Annotated in this window: 16 protein-coding genes and 1 pseudogene; 9 read left to right on the forward strand and 8 right to left on the reverse strand. The window is 70.5% G+C overall.

The genetic code is table 11. From position 1 onward, the window contains the following. Positions 1 to 88: 88 nt before the first annotated feature. Both BKA14_RS08420 and BKA14_RS08425 read right to left on the reverse strand, forming a co-directional pair. Entirely contained in the window at positions 89 to 940 is an 852-nt protein-coding gene (locus BKA14_RS08420; protein WP_184950341.1) for a hypothetical protein, read from the reverse strand. Further along, a complete protein-coding gene (locus BKA14_RS08425; protein ID WP_184950342.1) occupies positions 921 to 5,372 on the reverse strand; it encodes an AAA domain-containing protein in 4,452 nt (1,483 codons plus the stop codon). Before BKA14_RS08425 ends, BKA14_RS08420 begins: the two co-directional genes overlap by 20 nt. Before the next feature lie 207 nt (positions 5,373 to 5,579). Here BKA14_RS08425 and BKA14_RS43135 point away from each other — a divergent pair, with 207 nt between their 5' ends. The 3 genes from BKA14_RS43135 to BKA14_RS45665 all read left to right on the forward strand — a co-directional run bounded on the left by BKA14_RS43135 (position 5,580) and on the right by BKA14_RS45665 (position 7,595). Further along, positions 5,580 to 5,783, forward strand: a complete 204-nt coding sequence (locus BKA14_RS43135; RefSeq protein WP_203721923.1) for a hypothetical protein — start codon at positions 5,580 to 5,582, stop codon at positions 5,781 to 5,783. A 322-nt stretch (positions 5,784 to 6,105) separates the two neighbouring features. Then, the gene (locus BKA14_RS08435; RefSeq protein ID WP_184950343.1) at positions 6,106 to 7,500 is read left to right on the forward strand and encodes an OFA family MFS transporter; all 1,395 of its coding nucleotides are present in this window, start codon (positions 6,106 to 6,108) and stop codon (positions 7,498 to 7,500) included. Then, complete coding sequence (locus tag BKA14_RS45665; RefSeq protein WP_438861872.1) at positions 7,497 to 7,595, forward strand: MFS transporter small subunit; 99 nt, start codon at positions 7,497 to 7,499, stop codon at positions 7,593 to 7,595. The genes BKA14_RS08435 and BKA14_RS45665 overlap by 4 nt, the downstream gene beginning before the upstream one ends. Here the strand turns inward: BKA14_RS45665 and BKA14_RS08440 are convergent. Then, on the reverse strand, positions 7,570 to 8,049 hold the full coding sequence (locus BKA14_RS08440) for a deaminase (RefSeq protein ID WP_184950344.1): 480 nt from the start codon (positions 8,047 to 8,049) through the stop codon (positions 7,570 to 7,572). The genes BKA14_RS45665 and BKA14_RS08440 overlap by 26 nt on opposite strands. Before the next feature lie 134 nt (positions 8,050 to 8,183). Between BKA14_RS08440 and BKA14_RS08445 the strand changes: the two genes are divergently transcribed. Further along, positions 8,184 to 8,690, forward strand: a complete 507-nt coding sequence (locus tag BKA14_RS08445) for a hypothetical protein (protein ID WP_184950345.1) — start codon at positions 8,184 to 8,186, stop codon at positions 8,688 to 8,690. 83 nt (positions 8,691 to 8,773) lie between these two features. Here BKA14_RS08445 and BKA14_RS08450 read toward each other — a convergent pair whose 3' ends face one another. Genes BKA14_RS08450 through BKA14_RS08460 form a run of 3 tightly spaced genes read right to left on the reverse strand, consistent with a single transcriptional unit; the run spans position 8,774 to position 10,950 of the window. Next, positions 8,774 to 9,520, reverse strand: coding sequence for a sulfite exporter TauE/SafE family protein (locus tag BKA14_RS08450; protein WP_184950346.1), 747 nt, complete (start codon positions 9,518 to 9,520; stop codon positions 8,774 to 8,776). 12 nt (positions 9,521 to 9,532) lie between these two features. Next, entirely contained in the window at positions 9,533 to 10,030 is a 498-nt protein-coding gene (locus BKA14_RS08455; RefSeq protein ID WP_184950347.1) for an LURP-one-related/scramblase family protein, read from the reverse strand. A gap of 53 nt (positions 10,031 to 10,083) precedes the next feature. Next, positions 10,084 to 10,950: an alpha/beta fold hydrolase gene (locus BKA14_RS08460; RefSeq protein ID WP_239092393.1), complete on the reverse strand. Its 867-nt coding sequence runs from the start codon at positions 10,948 to 10,950 to the stop codon at positions 10,084 to 10,086. Positions 10,951 to 11,097: 147 nt separating this feature from the next. On the opposite strand from BKA14_RS08460, the gene BKA14_RS08465 reads away from it, so the two are divergent. Together BKA14_RS08465 and BKA14_RS08470 are read left to right on the forward strand one after the other, a co-directional pair. Beyond that, on the forward strand, positions 11,098 to 11,451 hold the full coding sequence (locus tag BKA14_RS08465; RefSeq protein WP_184950349.1) for an ArsR/SmtB family transcription factor: 354 nt from the start codon (positions 11,098 to 11,100) through the stop codon (positions 11,449 to 11,451). Then, a complete protein-coding gene (locus tag BKA14_RS08470; protein WP_184950350.1) occupies positions 11,444 to 12,079 on the forward strand; it encodes an SRPBCC family protein in 636 nt (211 codons plus the stop codon). Before BKA14_RS08465 ends, BKA14_RS08470 begins: the two co-directional genes overlap by 8 nt. Positions 12,080 to 13,275: 1,196 nt before the next feature. Here BKA14_RS08470 and BKA14_RS45670 read toward each other — a convergent pair. After that, positions 13,276 to 13,959: pseudogene (locus BKA14_RS45670) on the reverse strand (AfsR/SARP family transcriptional regulator); the annotation flags it as partial. Between the two features lie 23 nt (positions 13,960 to 13,982). Beyond that, positions 13,983 to 14,174, reverse strand: coding sequence for a hypothetical protein (locus BKA14_RS08480; protein WP_184950352.1), 192 nt, complete (start codon positions 14,172 to 14,174; stop codon positions 13,983 to 13,985). 33 nt (positions 14,175 to 14,207) lie between these two features. Between BKA14_RS08480 and BKA14_RS08485 the strand changes: the two genes are divergently transcribed. The 3 genes from BKA14_RS08485 (at position 14,208) to BKA14_RS08495 (ending at position 17,279) form a co-directional block, all read left to right on the forward strand. Further along, positions 14,208 to 15,074 carry an alpha/beta fold hydrolase gene (locus tag BKA14_RS08485; protein ID WP_184950353.1) on the forward strand — a complete coding sequence of 289 codons (867 nt, stop codon included), beginning with the start codon at positions 14,208 to 14,210 and terminating at the stop codon, positions 15,072 to 15,074. A 259-nt stretch (positions 15,075 to 15,333) separates the two neighbouring features. After that, complete coding sequence (locus BKA14_RS08490) at positions 15,334 to 15,903, forward strand: RICIN domain-containing protein (RefSeq protein ID WP_184950354.1); 570 nt, start codon at positions 15,334 to 15,336, stop codon at positions 15,901 to 15,903. 113 nt (positions 15,904 to 16,016) lie between these two features. Then, a complete protein-coding gene (locus tag BKA14_RS08495; protein ID WP_184950355.1) occupies positions 16,017 to 17,279 on the forward strand; it encodes a hypothetical protein in 1,263 nt (420 codons plus the stop codon). Positions 17,280 to 17,282: the final 3 nt, after the last annotated feature.

Genomic DNA, 17,282 nt, shown 5'->3' on the forward strand with positions numbered 1-17,282 from the left:
CCAACGGCTGGCGGCGTTTCATGTCCGTGCTGGTCGCTGGGAACTCCGCCCGCGATCCCGCCTACGAGCCTCGGCGCCCTGTACGGGGTCACGGGGCCGTGGTGGCCAGATCGTTGAGTGCCGCGCTGATCACGGGCCAGCAGATGCGCATGGTGTCTTCGTCCGGCGCGTCGCCCCGGCGAATCTGCGCTTGTGGGTGGACCATGTTGCGGTATTGGCGCAGGACGCCGCCGAAGTCATGGACGTCGGACTGGATCCAACGGTGCTCCCGTGCGGTCTTGATCAGCAGATCGAGCATCCATCTGTTGGCCGGGGTGGTGCTGTTCGGCAGCCGGGTGGTGACGGCGTCCAGAAGGATGCCTTCCAAGAGGCTCCCGAGCATGATGACGGCGCTGGTGTAGGCACCGTTGCGGCGGCAGATGCGAGCTTCGGTGAGTCGTTGCTCGAGAACCGCGGCGAGATCGGGGTCGCGGACGATGTCGGCCATCGCCACGTGCAACTGAGTGTCGGCCGGGTCCTCGCCTTGCCCGGAGGCCGGTTCGTAGGCACGGATACGGGGCTTACCGTGATGGTGGGTGATCTCGAAGCCTTCGGCGATGAGCAGCGGATTGAGGAGATCGCTGATCTCCGCGGCGGCTAGCGGTTCGTTCCGGTTCAGGTACTCGCGGGGATCCACCAGACGCAGCACCACGGCCTCGACGGCGCCCGGTGTGTTGCTGCGGGAGCGGAGCTGCGCGGTGAACCATGCGCGGCGCGGTGTGACGCCGTCGTGGGCGCCAACGTTCTCCCACCGCGCCTGTTGTAGCAGTTTGCGGAGGTCGGCGGTACTGCGATAAACGGGGAAGTCGTCGCCGCCGCACGCCACCCGGGCGATGCCGTCAAGGGTGTTGTCGTCGAGGCCTTCGAGCACCTTGTTCTCCTTAACTGTCGTCTTCGTCATCGGACAGGACCCCGGGCGTCCAGTGGACCGCCTCCGCCGCAGCAGGCGCCAACGTTCTCGGTTCGATCTGCAGGTCGTGCAGGCGCTGCCACAACGGCTCCAGAGCATTGGCGGGGTCGACCAGGTATTGGCTTTCGCGGATGCGGTGAAGCTGCCATTCGGCGCGCCGCAGCTCGCGTTCGCGGTACAGACGTTCGCGGAGTTGCTCCGGCGTGGCCCGCTTGTCCGGTGTTTCACACTCGACCGCCAGGCGGCCGCGGTCGCCTACCACGACCAGGTCGAGGTAGTGGCGGCCGACCGCGTAATGCGGCAGGACGTCGAAGCCCCGGCTACGCAGATCGAGGAACACCCGCTGCTCGAACAGGCTTTCGAACGGAGGCCGGCGCGCATCGCGGGTGGTGTCGTCGTGCCGTGAGTCGGGCTCGAGCGTCGCGGGCGGATGCAACATGTACGTCAGCAGCATGTGCCGCAGGTCGTCGGTCTTCAAATCGCTGGGCCGCACGGAAGTGAACAGCCAGAGCTGATCGCGGGCGCGGGTGACGGCGACGTTGAACCGCCGCTGGTGTGTGCGCGTGGTCAGAGGGACGCGGGCGCGGTTCCGGGCGGGCGCGACGACCATCGACAGCAGAATGATGTGGCGTTCGTCGCCTTGGAAGTCGGGCGGCTGCCCGACCTGGATCCGGTGCCGGCGTGCCACAGCCGGATCGACCCGTTCGCCGATCAGATTCTCGATAAGGGTGGCTTGCCGGTTGCCCTGGGCGAGGGTGATCACGCCGATGGTCATTTTGCTGTTGGCGGGGTCGTCGACGAGTTTCTGGACGGTGTCGGCGATGGCTTCGGCCTCACTGCGATTGCGGAGGTCCGTGCTGCCCTCGGTGACAGCGTCGTCGATCGTGACGACCTTGAGAGGTTGCAGGCGGTCGGCGCCGAACTGGCGCAGTGGGACGAGCCGGCGATCGTAGAACAGGTTTGACGACCAGCCGATGATCTCGGGCATGCTGCGGAAGTGTTCCGAGAGCCTGATGACTTTCGGGAAACGAGCTGCGAGCAGCTCGTACAAGTTCATTCCGGGCTCGAAGCCTTCGCGCAGCCGGGGTGGCAGAGCTGCCAGATGCCGATCGCGTAGGGCAGCAGCGTCCTCCAGGTCGCTGCCCGGTGGTGGTGCGCATTGCTTGTCGTCGCCGACGACGATCATTCGAGGCGCCAGCCAGAGAAGGAAGATCGCATCGAGCCCGGCCTGGCTGGCTTCATCGACGATAACCACATCGAAGGTTCCAGGCTCCCTGGGGAGGGTTTCGGCGACAACGGTCAACGGCATGACCCACGCGGGCACTGCGGCCTGGGCGGACTTCATTGCGTCACGGATGGCTGCGCTCTGGCGGTGTTTTTGGCTGCTGTGTCCCTTGCCGTAGCGGGCGACGTGGCTGCGGTAGGCCTGCAGAGCCTGTCGCTGTTCGGGGGTGATGCGAGTTAGGCAGTGCCACAGCGCCTGCTTGCCGGCGAGGCGGCCGGTGACGGTGCTCAGCTGCAGTTCCGCCTGGGCCAGGGCTTGCTCGTAGTCACGTTCGCTGTCCATGCGCTGCACGAGGCGGTGGTAGGCGCAGGCTGCCGCCCACGACCAAGCGGCTTCGAGGCCGGCGAGGCGGCTGGGCCAGTGCGGGTGCAGGGCGGTGCTGCAGAGTCTGGTCGCCAGTTCGGGATGTGCCGCGCTCAGTTTGCTCATCAGCATGCGGTACTGCTGTTCCGCGCGCTGGTCGCGGCGGGCGGCCGCCAGCTGATCGCGAGCAGCGGTGTAGGCGGCGGCATCCTGCCCCGAGATGGCCGCAGCCAGCAGGGCTGTCTCCGGGGCGGCGGCGGGGTGCCGGGCGAGAGCGGTGAGGTTACGCACTGCCTCGGCGAGTAGGCGACGCCCCAGGCGGGCCCTGGTCATGAGCGGCGTCGCGCGTACGACACGTACGACAGCGTCCCAGTGCGCGGCTGTTCGCAGGTGATGGCGTACCCCAGCACCGCGCAGTATCGCCTCAACGGTCTCACGGGCAGTGATCAGCGCCTTGGTTGCTTGCACGCTGCTGTCGATGTCGCGTAGCTGAGCAATGCGCTGGCGAAGATTGCCGGCCGCGACAGGCACCCCTTTGCCGGACCATTCGTCCAGAGCGGCGGTGATGACAGTCTCGGCATGAAGATAGGTGATGGCGGCGGCAACGCGGGCATGGGTGGTCGGGGTAGCGCCGGAAACAAGGCAGGCGCGGAGGAACTCTGCGGCTTCGGCCTGCTCCTGCGCGGGTAGGCATCGACGGATCCGGCCGCCTCGAGCGAGGTAGTCGTGCAATCGCCTGGCCTGTCCGAGCAGCCGGGCCCGGTCAGCGCCGGATGCCGGCGCCGGTTCGATGCTGACCTCGGGACCGGTGGCGGCCGCCACGACATCATCGTGCTGCAGCGCATGGGAAACCTCGTCGAACAGTGCCTGCCAGTAAGCGGGATTACGGCGGCTGAACAGGGCCTGCACGGCAGGGAGCCGCCAGTCTGTGTCGTCCCAGGTAGCGGTCAGTTCGCCCAGGCCACCCGCGGCCAGGGCATCGGCGGCGTCATCGATCGGGCGCCGCAGCTGGTCCAGGACCTGCGGGTCGAGATCCACCAACGTACCGGCTAGGTCCGCGTCCGCGCCGAGATGGTTCGCTGCTGCGGTGATGTCGGCGACGGCATCCACCAGTTCGTTGACGCCGACGAGCTCATGATCGTCCGGTAGCACCTGGTCGTTGCGGGCTGCCCGTTCTGGCGCCGCGTCGCGGAGCAGCCGTAGCAGGGTCAGGGCCTGGTCGTCGCTGATGGGGGAGCGAGCATCGGCACCGGCCGGCAGGTCGCCGATCCACTCGTGCCGCTCGCGGTCGGCCCGGATCGCTGACACCAGATCGCGCAGGGTTCCGGCGTAGCGGTCGGCGGCCACGGGATGGTAGGCGTACTCCTGACCACGCACGGTGTGCAGGTCGGCCATCACTCGCCGGATATGGCCCTGCAGGCGCGTCCGCTCGTGGCGGAGCTCCTCGATCTCCTGTCGCAAGCGGTCCAGGTTGGTCGAGGCTTGTAGGTCGGAGAGCCGGGTGATGCTCCGATCGAGTTCGTCGATCCCGCCGCGCTGCAGTCCACTCATGAGTACACACAGGTCCTGTACCGCCTCCGGCAACTTCTTCCGTAATACCTGCAGGGCTTGGCTCTTCTGGCTGGTGATCAAGATGCGATGCCCGTCCGCCAGCAGGGCACAGATGAGGTTGGCGATCGTGTGGGTCTTGCCGGTACCGGGTGGCCCCTGAACGACCGCAGCTGTGTCGTGACGTAGGACGTGCAACACATCGCGTTGCTCGTCGTTGGCCGCCAGGGGCAGCAGCGGGTCGGCGTCGGGCGGGGCTGCTGTCGCGACGCTGGTCTCGCTCAGCCAGCGGAGCCGTTGCTCCGGGTGCAGGGCCACGACCAGCTGGGCCAGGCCCACCGGCGCCGTTGCGCCAGGCCGGCGGAGGTCCTCACCGATCCGGTCGTAGAAATCGGCGAGGCCACCTCGGTCGCGGCGCCGCAGGATGAGTGCCGGGGCCAGGCAGAGCTTCGCCTCGGCGACGTCGGCACCCTCGGGCTGCGTCCACTGGTCCGTCGCCGGGGTGAGGGCCGGCGTCCAGCAATTGCGTCCCCACCTCTGCAACCAGGCGTCGAGCGCCGGTGACAGCGGACCTTCCAGGTCCTCCAACGCAGTGTCGAACTGCGCCGACGAAGCTCGTTCCCGGTGGAACGGTGTCATGCCCGCCAGGAAATCCTGGTCCTCACGGCGGATCCGCAGATTCAGCGGCAGTTCAACTCGTACAGCGTCACTGTCCGGGTCGACGACGATTGCTGCATCGATGGTCAGCAGGTGCCGGTAGACGGTCCAGACGCCTTCGGCAGCAACGGTAAGTAGGCCTACGCCGAGGACGAGCTCGTGTGTGTCGGCCAGTTGCTCCGTCTTGCGGCCAAGCCGCTCGAGCTGCGTGTATGCGTCGCGGGCGGATGCTGCCTGCTTTTCCTCCTGAGCCCAGGAGCGCCACTGCGCCAGCCAGGCCGCATATGTCCGTCTTACGGTCGGGGTCGTCTCGGTGTTCTCGTCGGGTATCAGCGTGGGTACGGGTCCGGCGGGATCGTCCGGCAGCTCTGTGATCCACCCGGCGAGTTCGGCTGGAGGCACAGGCGGTCCGGCAGCCGGCAGAAACTCGATCTCAACCAGGCATCTCGGATTTTCCGCCTGCAGGTGCTGTCGGTATGCATGGAGCCAGACATGGTCGTTACCGCCGATGGCGTTGCGTACTTGCTGTTGCGGAGACCTGCTGAGCAGAGCCCTCACGTAGGTGATCAGTCCGGTGGTGAGTTCCGTTACGGCGGTGTCCGTCGGCGAACTTGGCTGCGACAACGTCACTCCTTCGCAGTAGCCAGCACTACAGGATGGAGTGATTCGACTACCTTACGCAATGCCGGCAACGTGAATGAACGTCGCCCTGGGTCCAGCGGTGACCGTCGCGTGGAGAGTGCGATGGACGCCGGGGTCGGCGGTTGACGGTGCAGCCCGGCAACCGGGCCGGCGTTGTGCGTCCGAGTGCAAGGGGCCCAGCGTGGCGTCTGCCACGTGCTGACGGGTCAAATCCCGGACTCCACCCGCGGTGGAGTGTCGACACCGGACGACGACGTTCGCGAGTTGTTCCTGCTCATGCCGCGGCTGGTCGGCCGGGCCAAGCGCACCCCGCCGCCGGCCCAGCTCGCGGGACTCGACCTGGCCCCGCGCCACCTGAACCTGTTCGCGCTGATGATCTTCGACGGCCGCAGACCGTGAACGAGCTGGCCGCACGCTTGAGGTCGCCCCGACGACGGTGAGCCTGCTGGTCGGCGACCTGAGCCGCATGGGCGTGCTGGAACGCCGCGCCAACGACCGCGACCGGCGCCGCCGAATCGTCGACATCGCCGCCGCCAGCCGCCCCGCGAGCAGTGGCTGTCACCGTCGGCGCGCGTCTGACGTATGGCGCTCGGCTCGTTGACGCCCGCTGAGCGCCGGCTCGTCCGTCGAGACGTCCGAAAGGTTTGAGTCTCAAGTTGCCGGGCCACTCGGCAGGGTCGACGATGAAGATCGATTCGTCCCGTCCGGGTAGGGAGGCGCTTTGCCGTTCCTCAGCAGGCTCGACCGTGAACGTTCCGTGGCGCCGCCCGGTTTCAGCCGCTGGCTGATCCCGCCGGCCGCCCTGTCGGTGCATCTGTGCATCGGCCAGGTCTACGCGACCAGCGTCTACAAGAACTCGTTCGTCTCCCACTTTGAAACGTCGCAAACCGCGATCGGCATCATCTTCAGCATCGCCATCGTCATGCTCGGCCTGTCCGCGGCCGTCGGCGGCACCTGGGTCGAGAAAAACGGCCCGCGCAAAGCCATGTTCGTGTCGGCCTGCTTCTGGGCGGCCGGCTTCCTGATCGGCGCCCTCGGCATCGCCACCAAGCAGCTGTGGCTGGTCTACCTCGGCTACGGCGTGATCGGCGGCATCGGTCTGGGCATCGGCTACATCTCGCCGGTGTCCACGCTGATCAAGTGGTTCCCCGACCGTCCCGGCCTGGCCACCGGCCTGGCCATCATGGGCTTCGGCGGCGGCGCGCTGATCGCCAGCCCCGCCTCGCGCCAACTGCTGTCGTTCTACGACGACGGCTACGACCCCAACGTGGCCACCTCGGTCGCGTCCGGCGGAGCGCTCGTGGCGCTGTTCCTGACGCTCGGCATCGCGTACTTCGTCATCATGATGTTCGGCGTGGCCAACATGCGCGTGCCCGCCGACACCTGGCGGCCCGACGGCTGGGACCCGGCCTCGGTCAAGGAGAAGCCGCTGGTCACCACGGCCAGCGTGTCGGCCGCCAACGCGATCAAGACCCGGTCCTTCTGGCTGCTCTGGATCGTTCTGTTCTGCAACGTGACCGCGGGCATCGGCATCCTCGAACAGGCCAGCCCGATGATCCAGGACTTCTTCCGCGACAACGGCACCTCCGCCGTCAGCGTGGCCGCCGCGGGCGGTTTCGTCGGCGTGCTCTCGCTGTTCAACATGGCCGGCCGGTTCGCCTGGTCGTCCACCTCCGACGTGATCGGCCGCAAGCCCATCTACATGGTCTACCTGGGCGTCGGCATGGTCCTCTATCTGCTGCTGGCGGTCGTCGGCGACGCCGCGACGGCCCTGTTCGTGCTGCTGGCCGGCGTCATCCTGTCGTTCTACGGCGGCGGCTTCGCCACGGTCCCGGCCTACCTGCGTGACCTCTTCGGCACCTACCAGGTCGGCGCCATCCACGGCCGCCTGCTCACCGCCTGGTCGGCCGCGGGCGTGGCCGGCCCTCTGATCATCAACGGCTTCCTCGACGCCGAGGGTAAGCCGGGCACGCTGACCTCCTCGGCCTACCAGCCCGCCCTGTTCACGATGGTCGGGGTGCTGGCCGTCGGCTTCATCGCCAACCTGCTGATCCGGCCGGTGCCGTCGCAGTACCACGAACCGGCCACGCCACTCGAGAAGGAGCCCGCGGCATGAGCGCCCGCCTGGTTGTGTCCTGGTTGCTGGTGGCCGTCCTGCTCGGCTACGGCATCGTCCAAACCGTGATCACCGCGGCCAAGCTCTTCGAGTAGACCGCGGCGTGGTGCGGGCCGGCAGCAGATGACTGTTGACGGCCCGCGCCCGCTCCGCGAACTCCGGCATCTCCACCACGTCGACCCCCGCCGCCGTCAGCAGCGCCACACCCTCACACGTCACGAACACATCGGGTTCGTGCCACGCGATCACCACCCGCGAGATCCCCGCCGCGATGATCAGGCTCGCGCACGTCGCCTCCGGCCGGCTGGCCCGCTTCGAGCACGGCTCCAGACTGCTGTAGAGCGTAGCCCCGGTCAGATCGCCGCGGGCCCGCAGCAGCGCCGACTCCTCCGCATGCACCAGCGGATCCACATCGCGCGACCACCCGCTCGCGATCTCCGCCCCGTCCGCGCCCACGATCACGGCCCCCACCGCGAACGCCGCCGACGACCGGGGCGACCGCCGAGCCAGCTCCACCGCACGGCTCATCCACCGGTCGTCGTCGTTCATGCGTCTCCCGTCGGCCCTTCGACGAGCAAGAACCATAAACCCCGGCCGCGCCCGTACGGCGGAGCCCCGTCCACGGTATTGCCAACAGCGACATCGTCTGCGACGTTCGAGGCAAGCGCACCCCGGGAGCACACATGGACCTCATCTGGGTGGCGGGAGCGCTCCTGCTCTCGACCGCGATCGTCGCACTGACCTACGCCTTGCGCCCCACGAGTTCAGCCCCTGTGCACCGGAACGCCGCGGAACCCGCAGCCGTCAGCCCGGCCCCGACCCCGCCGCCGCAGCCGCAGCCGCAGCCGGAAACGTTCGGCCACGGACCGAACCACCCGCGGGTGACCCTCAGCGCCACCGCCATCATCGTCGAGCTGCCCGGCTTCGGGTTCGCCCAGAGCTGGCGGCAGCTTCATGCACTGCCCTGGTCCTCAGTGACTTCCCTCTACCTCGACACCGCCACCTACGACAGCGCCGTCGCCCTTTACGCCGAAGGTCCGGGCGACCATCGCCGTCACCTGGTCGACGCGGGCGCCCTGAGCCGCGCCCAGTGGCACACGATGGCGCGGCGGGTCACCGACATCACCGAGGGCCGCGTCCGTCTCGACGTGACCGCCCTGGACAAGGACCGCCCGTACGAGCGCTTCTGAGCGGCGCGGGCAAGGCCCACCAGCCGACCCGTCGATGGCGTGGCGCACGACGGAGCCCGCGCACCGGGACCTATGCAGCAGCGTCACACCACGAAGAGGATGACCGCCACGACGAGCGCGAACACCACGATCGTCCAGCGCAGCACCTCCGACGGCAGGCGCCGGGCGATGCGGGCCCCGATGACGCCGCCGACGATCGTGGCCGGGGCCAGCACGGCGACCACGGCCCAGTTCACCGGCCCGAAGACGCTGTAGGTGAGCACCGTCGTGACGCCGACGACGGCCGAGAACACGTTCTTCAGCGCGCTGATCCGGCGCAGCGGCTCCTCCAGCACCAGCGCCAGCGCGGCGATCAGCAGCAGCCCCATGGCCGCGTTGAAGTAGCCGCCGTACAGGCCGCTCAAAAACACGGCCACCTGCACGTACGGGGTGGAGCCGCCACCCGCCCGCCGCCCGGCCAGTGCCTTCAGCCTGTCCTGAAAGGCCATCATCGCGGCCGCGAGCAGCAGCAGGAACGGCACCACGACGTCGAACACCGACCGCGGCGTGAACAGCAGCAACGAGCTGCCGCAGAGCGTGCCCACGACGATGGTCGGCACGATCGACCAGATCCGCCGGCCCTGCCCGGTCAGGTCGGGCCGGCTGGCCACGGCGCTGGCCGCGTAGCCCGGCGCCACCGACAGCGCGTTGCTCACGTTGGCCGCGACACCGGGCAGCCCCAGACCCACCAGCAGCGGGAACGTGATCAGCGAGCCGCCACCGGCGACGGCGTTGACCGTGCCCGCGGCCAGCCCGCCGCCCAGCAGCGCGAAGATCTCCCACAGCTCCATAGGCTGATCATGCTATTCGTCGGACTTCTCGTCCTTCTCGCGCTCCAGCGCCAGGTCCAGGGCGAGCACCGCCCCGATGATCAGCAACGGCTCGATCCCGGCCGCGATCTGCACCGCGTACGTGTCCCGGATCGTCAGCCAGCGCTTGGAGACCGCGGCCACCTCCTCGCCGCCGCGCTCGATCACGTACTCGTGGTCGAGCAGGTTGCCCTTCATCTCCAGGTCGTCGGGCCCGGGCACGTCGATGGTGAACTTCTCGCGGAACGGCGTGAACAGCTTCTTGCGGACCTCGGCCGCCTTCTCACCGCCGATCCGGATCTCGTACGTCGGCCGCAGCGCCACCAGGTGCCGGTGCAGCGTCGCCACCTCCTGCCCCGACGGGTCCTCGATCACAACCTTGTCGCGGACACTGAGCACCTTGCCGTCGACGTGGAACACCTTGGTGCCGTGCTCGTCCAGCACGTCGAAGTCGTCGCCGACGGAGAAGAACTTTTCCCGGATGACATACATGCCCCGATTCTCCCCGGCGCCGGCGCCGGCGCTGTCCGCGGAAGGCCTCCGCGTCACTGCCCGGCGCGGGCCGCGTTCGTGGCGATGGCGTCGATGATCTGCGGCCACAGGGCCTGCGGCAGGTCGTGGCCCATGCCCGGGATGACCAGCAGCTCGGCGCCCGGGACGGCGGCCGCTGTGGCCCGGCCGCCGCTGACGTCGATCAGCGGGTCGGCCTCGCCGTGGACGACGAGGGTCGGGGCGGTCACCGCGCCCAGGGCGGCCGTGCGGTCGGGGGAGGCGATGATCGCCGCGTACTGGCGCTGGGTGCCCCGGGGCCGGAAGCTGCGGTCGTATTTCGCGGCGGCCCGCTGCTGCAGCCACTCGTCGGTCGCCGGGTAGGCGGGGGAGCCGATCACCCGGGACGTCGCCGTCGCGCCGGCCAGGATCTCCTCGCGTGTGGTGGCGGGCGGGCGCATGAGCGCGGCCGCCGCCTCCGGGGTGGGCCGGCCCACCGTACGGTCGCCGGTCGTCGACATGATCGAGCAGAGCGAGGCCACCAGGCCGGGGTGGTCGATCGTCAGCTGCTGCGCGATCATGCCGCCCATCGAGGCCCCGACCACGTGGGCCCGGGTGATGCCCAGTTCCTTGAGCAGGCCCGCGGCGTCGGCGGCCATGTCGCTGAGCAGGTACGGCACGGTGGCCGGGTCGCCGCGCAGGATGGCGGCGGTGTCGGGCTGACCGAGGCTGTCGAAGGCGGTCGACAGCCCGGCGTCCCGGTTGTCGAAGCGGACCAGGTGGAACCCGCGTGCGGCCAGCTGTGCGCAGAACTCGTCGGGCCAGTCGGTGAGCTGCGCCCCCAGCCCCATGATCAGCAGCAGCGCCGGATCGCCGGGGTCGCCCACCGTCTCGTACCGCACATCGATCCCGTTGGCCCGCACGTCCGGCACTCTGGTTCCCCTTCCCCGTTGCGCACAGGCGGCGCCTGAACGTGCGCTCAGCATGCCGCATGAAGGTGAACTCGGCATCGGCGGAACCACCGACATCAGCGCTAGCTTATATAAGAAGAGCCTGATAACGTACGGCTCGTGCACGCGTTCGATGTTCTCGGCGATCCCGTCCGGCGCCGCATCCTGGAGCTGCTCGCCGAGGGGGAGCAGAGCTCCGGGGAGGTCACCGCCGTGATCCGCTCCGAGTTCGGCATTTCGCAGCCGGCCGTGTCGCAGCACCTCAAGGTGTTGCGCGACAACGGCTTCGCCACCGTGCGCCCGCAGGGGGCCCGCCGCCTCTACGCGGTCGACGACACCGCGTTGCGCGAGGCGGACGCGTGGCTCGCGCGGTTCCGCCGCTTCTGGGCTCCTCACCTGGCCGCCATGGCCACCGAGGTGGCCCGGGGCAAAAGACAGCGACGACTCGCAGACGAGGGAAGAACTGATGATTGACGTCGACACCCAGATCAGTCAGGTCCGCCGCACGCTGGGCAGCCGCACGCTCGAGGCGGGTGAGGCCCGCGTCTCCACGATCAGCCAGGTCTACCCGACCGGCATCGAGGATCTGTGGGACGTGGTGACCGACCCCGAGCGCATCTCCCGCTGGTTCCTGCCCGTCGAGGGCGAGCTCAAGGAGGGCGGCCACTATCAGCTCACCGGCAACGCGAGCGGCACCATCACCAAGTGCGACAAGCCTTCCTCGTACGCCGCCACGTGGGAGTACGCCGACCAGGTGAGCTGGATCGAGGTGCGCCTGACGCCCGCAGGCGACGGCACCCGCTTCGAGCTCGAGCACGTGGCCCACGTGGCCGACGAGTGGTGGGACCAGTTCGGCCCCGGCGCGACCGGAGTGGGCTGGGACATGGGCCTGCTCGGGCTGGCCCGCCACCTGGCCGATCCGTCCGCCGCCCCCGACGCCGAGAAGATGGCGACCTGGCACGAGACGCCGGAGGGCCGGTCGTTCCTGCGCCGATCCAGCGACCTGTGGGCGCAGGCGTCGATCGCCGCCGGCACCGATCCGCAGGCGGCCCGCGCAGCCGGCGAGCGCACATATGCCTTCTACACGGGCACGGGGGCCTAGAGGTAGTCGTCGACCGGGCCGGCGCTGAGCACGCCACTGCCGGCCCCGGCGATCTGCCCGCGCGCGGGTTCCAGCGCCTTGCGCGCCCGTCCGAGCAACGAACGGTCGTCCAGACTGCGCGCGGCGCGCACGACGAGCGCCCACAGCGCTTCCGACAGCAGATCGGCCGGCGGGTCCGGGACCGCTCGCAGCGCCTCCCGGGCCCCGGCCCGGTCCCCGGCGGCCAGCAGCAGATGCGGGCGGGCCCACGGCTCGTACGGTCCGAAGCTCTCGTCGGTCACGACGCCCAGACACAGCAGGGCGAGCGGCAGCAACCCGTCCGCCAGCCCCGGCATCCCCGCACCGTCCAACGTGGTCGCGGCCGCCCGATAGGCCGCCTCCGACGGTTCCCGCATCGCGCGATACCACGTGGTGAACACCGCGACGAGGGGAAGCTCGTGCCCGTCGGCCAGCCGATCGGCCGCCTCCGCATGCTCGTCGGCACCCGCGAGGTCCCCCACGCCCGCGCGCGCCTGCATCCGGATCAAGTGCCCGAGGACCTCGTACGTCGTCAGCCCGTGCCGCGCCGCCAGCCCGACGAGCTCGGCCCCGGTTGCATCCCGCTCCGGCGCCAGCCCGCACCGCCGGCAGCTCTGCATGAACAGGCCGTTGAGCGCGAAGGCCAGCAGCCCCGGATCGTCCAGACCCCGCGCGATCGCCACCGCTTGCTGCGCGCATTCCCACCCGTACGCATGTGCGTCCCCATGCGCGTTCGTCGTCGCTCGGTGCGCATCGCCGTCGCCACCACGGGTTTCGAGCGCGATGGTCGCCAGCAGCCGGGCCCGGGCCGGCCCTTCCTGGCCGGGCAGTGCGCGTTGCGCCGCCGCCACGATGAACGCGGCCTGCTCGGGGTCGTCCGAACGCGTCCAGATCGCCGGCACGTCGTAGGCCCCGATGACGCGCGCGGTCAGCACCCGATCGCCCAGTTCCTCCGCCGCGGCGATGGCGGCTACCCGATGTCCGCGTGCCGCCTCCAGGCCGCCGCCCCCGGTCACAGCCAGGTCGCGCAGCAACCCGACGGTGGAGTCGAGCCGTTTCCGTGCCCCCGCCGCCACGATCCGGTCGTAATCGGCGGCTGCGGACGTCCAGATGTGCTCGGCGGCCGCCGCCGGGCCCACGGGCGGTCTCAGGTGGTCGGCCCGGCGCAGGATGTCGGTCTGCAGCCGGGCCAGCGCGGGACCGGGGTCCAGGCCGAGCCGGCCGGTCAGCTTGTCGCGGGCGCTGCGCAGCACGGCCAAGGCGTCGCCCTGGCGGTCGTCGCGATAGAGGGCCAGGGCCAGCAGACGCCAGGCCTCCTCGCGCCACGGGTGCTCGATCACGTGCGCGTCCAGGTCGGCGATCGCCTCGGCGTAGCGGCCCCGCGCGATGCGCTCGTCGGCGAGCAGCTCGACCGTGCGCAGGCGCAGTTCGGTCAGGCGCGACCGTTCGGCGTGCGCCCACGGCTCGGTCGCGAAGTCGGCGTACGCGGGACCGCGCCACAAACTGAGCGCTCGGTGCGCGTCCTCGTGCATCATCTGCTCGAACCGCCAGGAGTCGACGTCCGTCGCGCGCAGCGCGTAGCCCGGCCCTTCCGTGACCAGGACGGCCGGGGGAGTGCGGGGCGGGCGGCCGGGTTCGAGGGCGCGCCGCAGGGCGGCCACGAAGGTGCGCACGGCGGAGACCGCACCCTCGGGCGGCGCCGTCCACAGGTCGTCGACCAGATGGCCGATCGGCACGACCCGTCCCCGGGCCACGATCAGCCGGGCCAGCACGGCGCGATGCCGGGGCCCCTTGAGCGCGATCGGCCGGCCGTGCTCGTCCCAGGCCGTGACCGGGCCCAGCACCCCGAAACCGACAGTCACCGGGCAACCGTAACGCCCACCGGTCAGCCGGCCTCGGGAACGCCCCGGGTCAGCGCCGCCTGGACGATGCGGACGGCCTCGGTGGTCTCGATGCCGAGGGCCGCGATGACTGCCGCGTACTCGGCGGCGGCCCGGCGGGCGGTCTCGCGTCCCTGCTCGCCGCCCGCGCCGACGAACGAGCCGGCCGCGCCGCGGGTCTCGATCAGCGCGCTCATCGGTTGCTCATTCGCCCGTCGCACGCTGGGGCCATGGTTGAACAACACAAGGTGCGCGTGGACGACGACGTCGAACTGTTCGTGAGCGTGAGCGGTTCGGGCCGCCCGATCGTCCTGCTGCACGGTTTCCCCCAGACGCACCTGATGTGGCGGCACGTGGCCGCCGACCTGGCCGCCGATCACACGGTCATCTGCCCGGACCTGCGCGGCTACGGCGCGAGCGACAAGCCGGCGGGCGGCTACGCCAAGCGCACGATGGCGCGCGACATCGTTCGCCTCGCCCGGGCGCTCGGTCACGAGCAGTTCGCACTGGCCGGGCACGACCGGGGTGCGCTGGTCGCGATCCGGGCCGGCCTCGACCACCCCGGCCACGTCACCCACCTGGCCTCGCTCGACGTGCTGCCGACCTTGGACATGTGGGACGTCCTGCGCGGCGAGACGGCGGCCGTCGGCTTCCACCTGTATCTGATGGCCCAGCCGCCCGGCCTGCCCGAGCGCATGATCGCGGCCGCGGCCGACGACTTCTTCGGCTACTTCCTCGATCTGTGGATCCGTGACCCGGCCGCCGTCCCGCCCGACGTGCGGGCCCGTTACCTGGACGCCTGCCGCGCCGCGGTGCCGTCGATCGTGGCGGACTACCGTGCCTCGGCCGGCGTCGACCTCGACCACGACCGTGCGGACCGCGCCGCCGGCCGCACCCTCATGATGCCGGTGACCGTTCTCCAACAGGACTGGGGCGCCCAGCTCGGCTTCGACGCCGCCGCCCGGTGGCGCGCGTGGGCGCCCGACCTGCACCACGTGCCGGTCTCGTGCGGGCACTTCATGGCCGAGGAGGCCCCGGAGCTGGTGGTCAAGGAACTGCGGGCGCTGCTCGACCGGACCCCACTCATCCGACAATAAGGACAAATCGGTTAGGGTGGCGGGCATGCGCCGCAGCTCCGCCTTCTTCACGGCCCTGATCACCGCCACCCTCCCGGCCCTGCTCACACCCGTCCCTGCCGCCCACGCCTCGCCTCCTCCGGCGGAACGAGCGACGGCAGCCGCCGGGAGTGCGACGGCAGCCGCCGGGAGTGCGACGGCAGCCGCCGGGAGTGCGACGGCAGCCGCCGGGAGTGCGACGGCAGCCGCCGGGAGTGCGACGGCAGCCCCAGCCGCTGCGTTGCGGCGGTCGGGCCGGACAGTCGTTCTCGACGCGCCGGAAGCCGGTGCCGCGACGGGAGCAGGCGGGAGCGCAGACATCAGTGGCGCGCCCCGCGGTGACGCCGTACGGGGAAAGCCGGAGAAAGCCGCCCCCGCCGACCTGGTCGGGCTCGACTTCCAGCTGATCAACGCGGCCAGCCGCTGGTGCCTCACCGCCGGGCTCACCGAGCTGCCGTGCGCCACCACCGACCCGTACCGGTGGCGGTTCCGGCCCGTCGGCGCCACCGGCACGTTCGAGATCCTCAGCGTGCGGGACAACCGCTGCCTGGCCATGCCCGGCGGCACCGCCACCCCCGGGGCGCGGGCCGGGCTCCAGGCGTGCGCCGCGCTCCCGTCCCGCCGCTGGGGCCTGCGCGACGCGCCGGGGGACACGGCCAAGGTCGTCAACACCCGTACCGGGAAGTGCCTGCAGATCCAGAGCGGGGTGGCGGTGCAGGACTCGTGCGCCGGCAACCACGGCACCCGCCGCTGGACCGTGCGCGTCGTCGGCCTGCCGTTCTTCGCAGCGCCGGCGACCACCCGGGGGTAGCGCAGCGGAGCGTGATCGAGTAGCGCCTGTCAGGGATTGTCGTGACGGGGATGGATTCCACCGTGGCCTGTTTGGTTGGATGCCCTCTCAGCCTCTGACGAGACGGGACGTCCATGCGCCGCGCTTTCACCGCCACGCTCGTCATCGGCGTTCTGCTCCTCACGATCGGCCTGGTGATCTCGCGACCCGAACGGCCCCGGGTCGCGATCGCCGCCGGCCCCGGCACCGCCGCGGACCGGCCGGCCACGCCGTTCGACCGGGCCGTGGCCGCGCTGGAGGCGCACGCCGAGGCGCTGATCGCCGGGGACGAGCAGGGCTGGCTGGCCGCCGTCGACACGCCGCTGAGAACGCGCTACCGCAACATGTTCCGCTCCCTGCGCGCGCTCGACGTGACCCGGTTCGACTACGAGACCGGCGTCGGGCAGCCGGTCCGCGGCAACCCGGCCGCGGTGTCCTTCCGGGCCGAGGTCAACTATTGCCTGGGCACCGACATGTGCCCGGACAAGACGGGCAGCGACTGGCAGGGACCGCCGCACATCGAGCAGCGCCTCACCATGCGCGAGACCGGCGGGCGGTACGTGATCAGCGCCGCCGCGCCGGGGCCGAGCGAGGACCCGCGCCGCCCCGCGCCGTGGGAGAACGGCGAGCTGGTGGCGTTGCGTGGCAGCCGGGTCACGCTGTTCGCGGCGCCCGCGCAGCGCGCCTACCTGAACCGGGTGCTGCCGCTGGCCGAGGCCGCCGCGCGGGTCGACGACCGGTTCGCCGCCCTGATCGGCACGCAGCAGTCCCGCTACCGCATCTATCTGGCCGGCGAGGCGCAGTGGCGCTCGTGGTACGGCGGTGAGGACAGCGACTGGGCGATCGGCCTGGCCATCCCGCTCAACATGCACGGCATCGACGTCATGCTGCGGATGAAGGAGCTGGACGACAATCCGGTCATGCTCCGGGTGGCCCTGCAGCACGAGCTGGGACACGTCGTGACCCTGTCCGGCGCCTACCGGGCCGACGCCGCCGAGGACACCTGGCTCAGCGAGGGCATCGCCGAATACATCGGGTGGTGGCCGTTGAGCGGCGCCAGGACGCTGCGCCGCTCCAGCGTGCGGTGGGCCCTCAACCGCCGGGCGGCCACGTCGATGATCCCGGTCCAGCCGGGCCCCGGCGCGGCGGCCCGCGCCGGGGACGCCTTCTACGGCCTGAGCCACCTGGCCGTCGACTGCATGGCCAAGAAGTACGGCGACCAGCGGCTCTTCACCTTTGTCAGGCTCGTGCTGACGCAGGACAACGAGCTCGACCAGGCCGCGCGGGACGCGTACGGGGTCCCGTTCACCACCGTCGACCGGGCGTGCGTGAAGTGGGTCCGGCAGCAGGTGCTATAGCTG

The organism is Paractinoplanes abujensis, assembly GCF_014204895.1.
GTDB classification, from domain to species: domain Bacteria; phylum Actinomycetota; class Actinomycetes; order Mycobacteriales; family Micromonosporaceae; genus Actinoplanes; species Actinoplanes abujensis.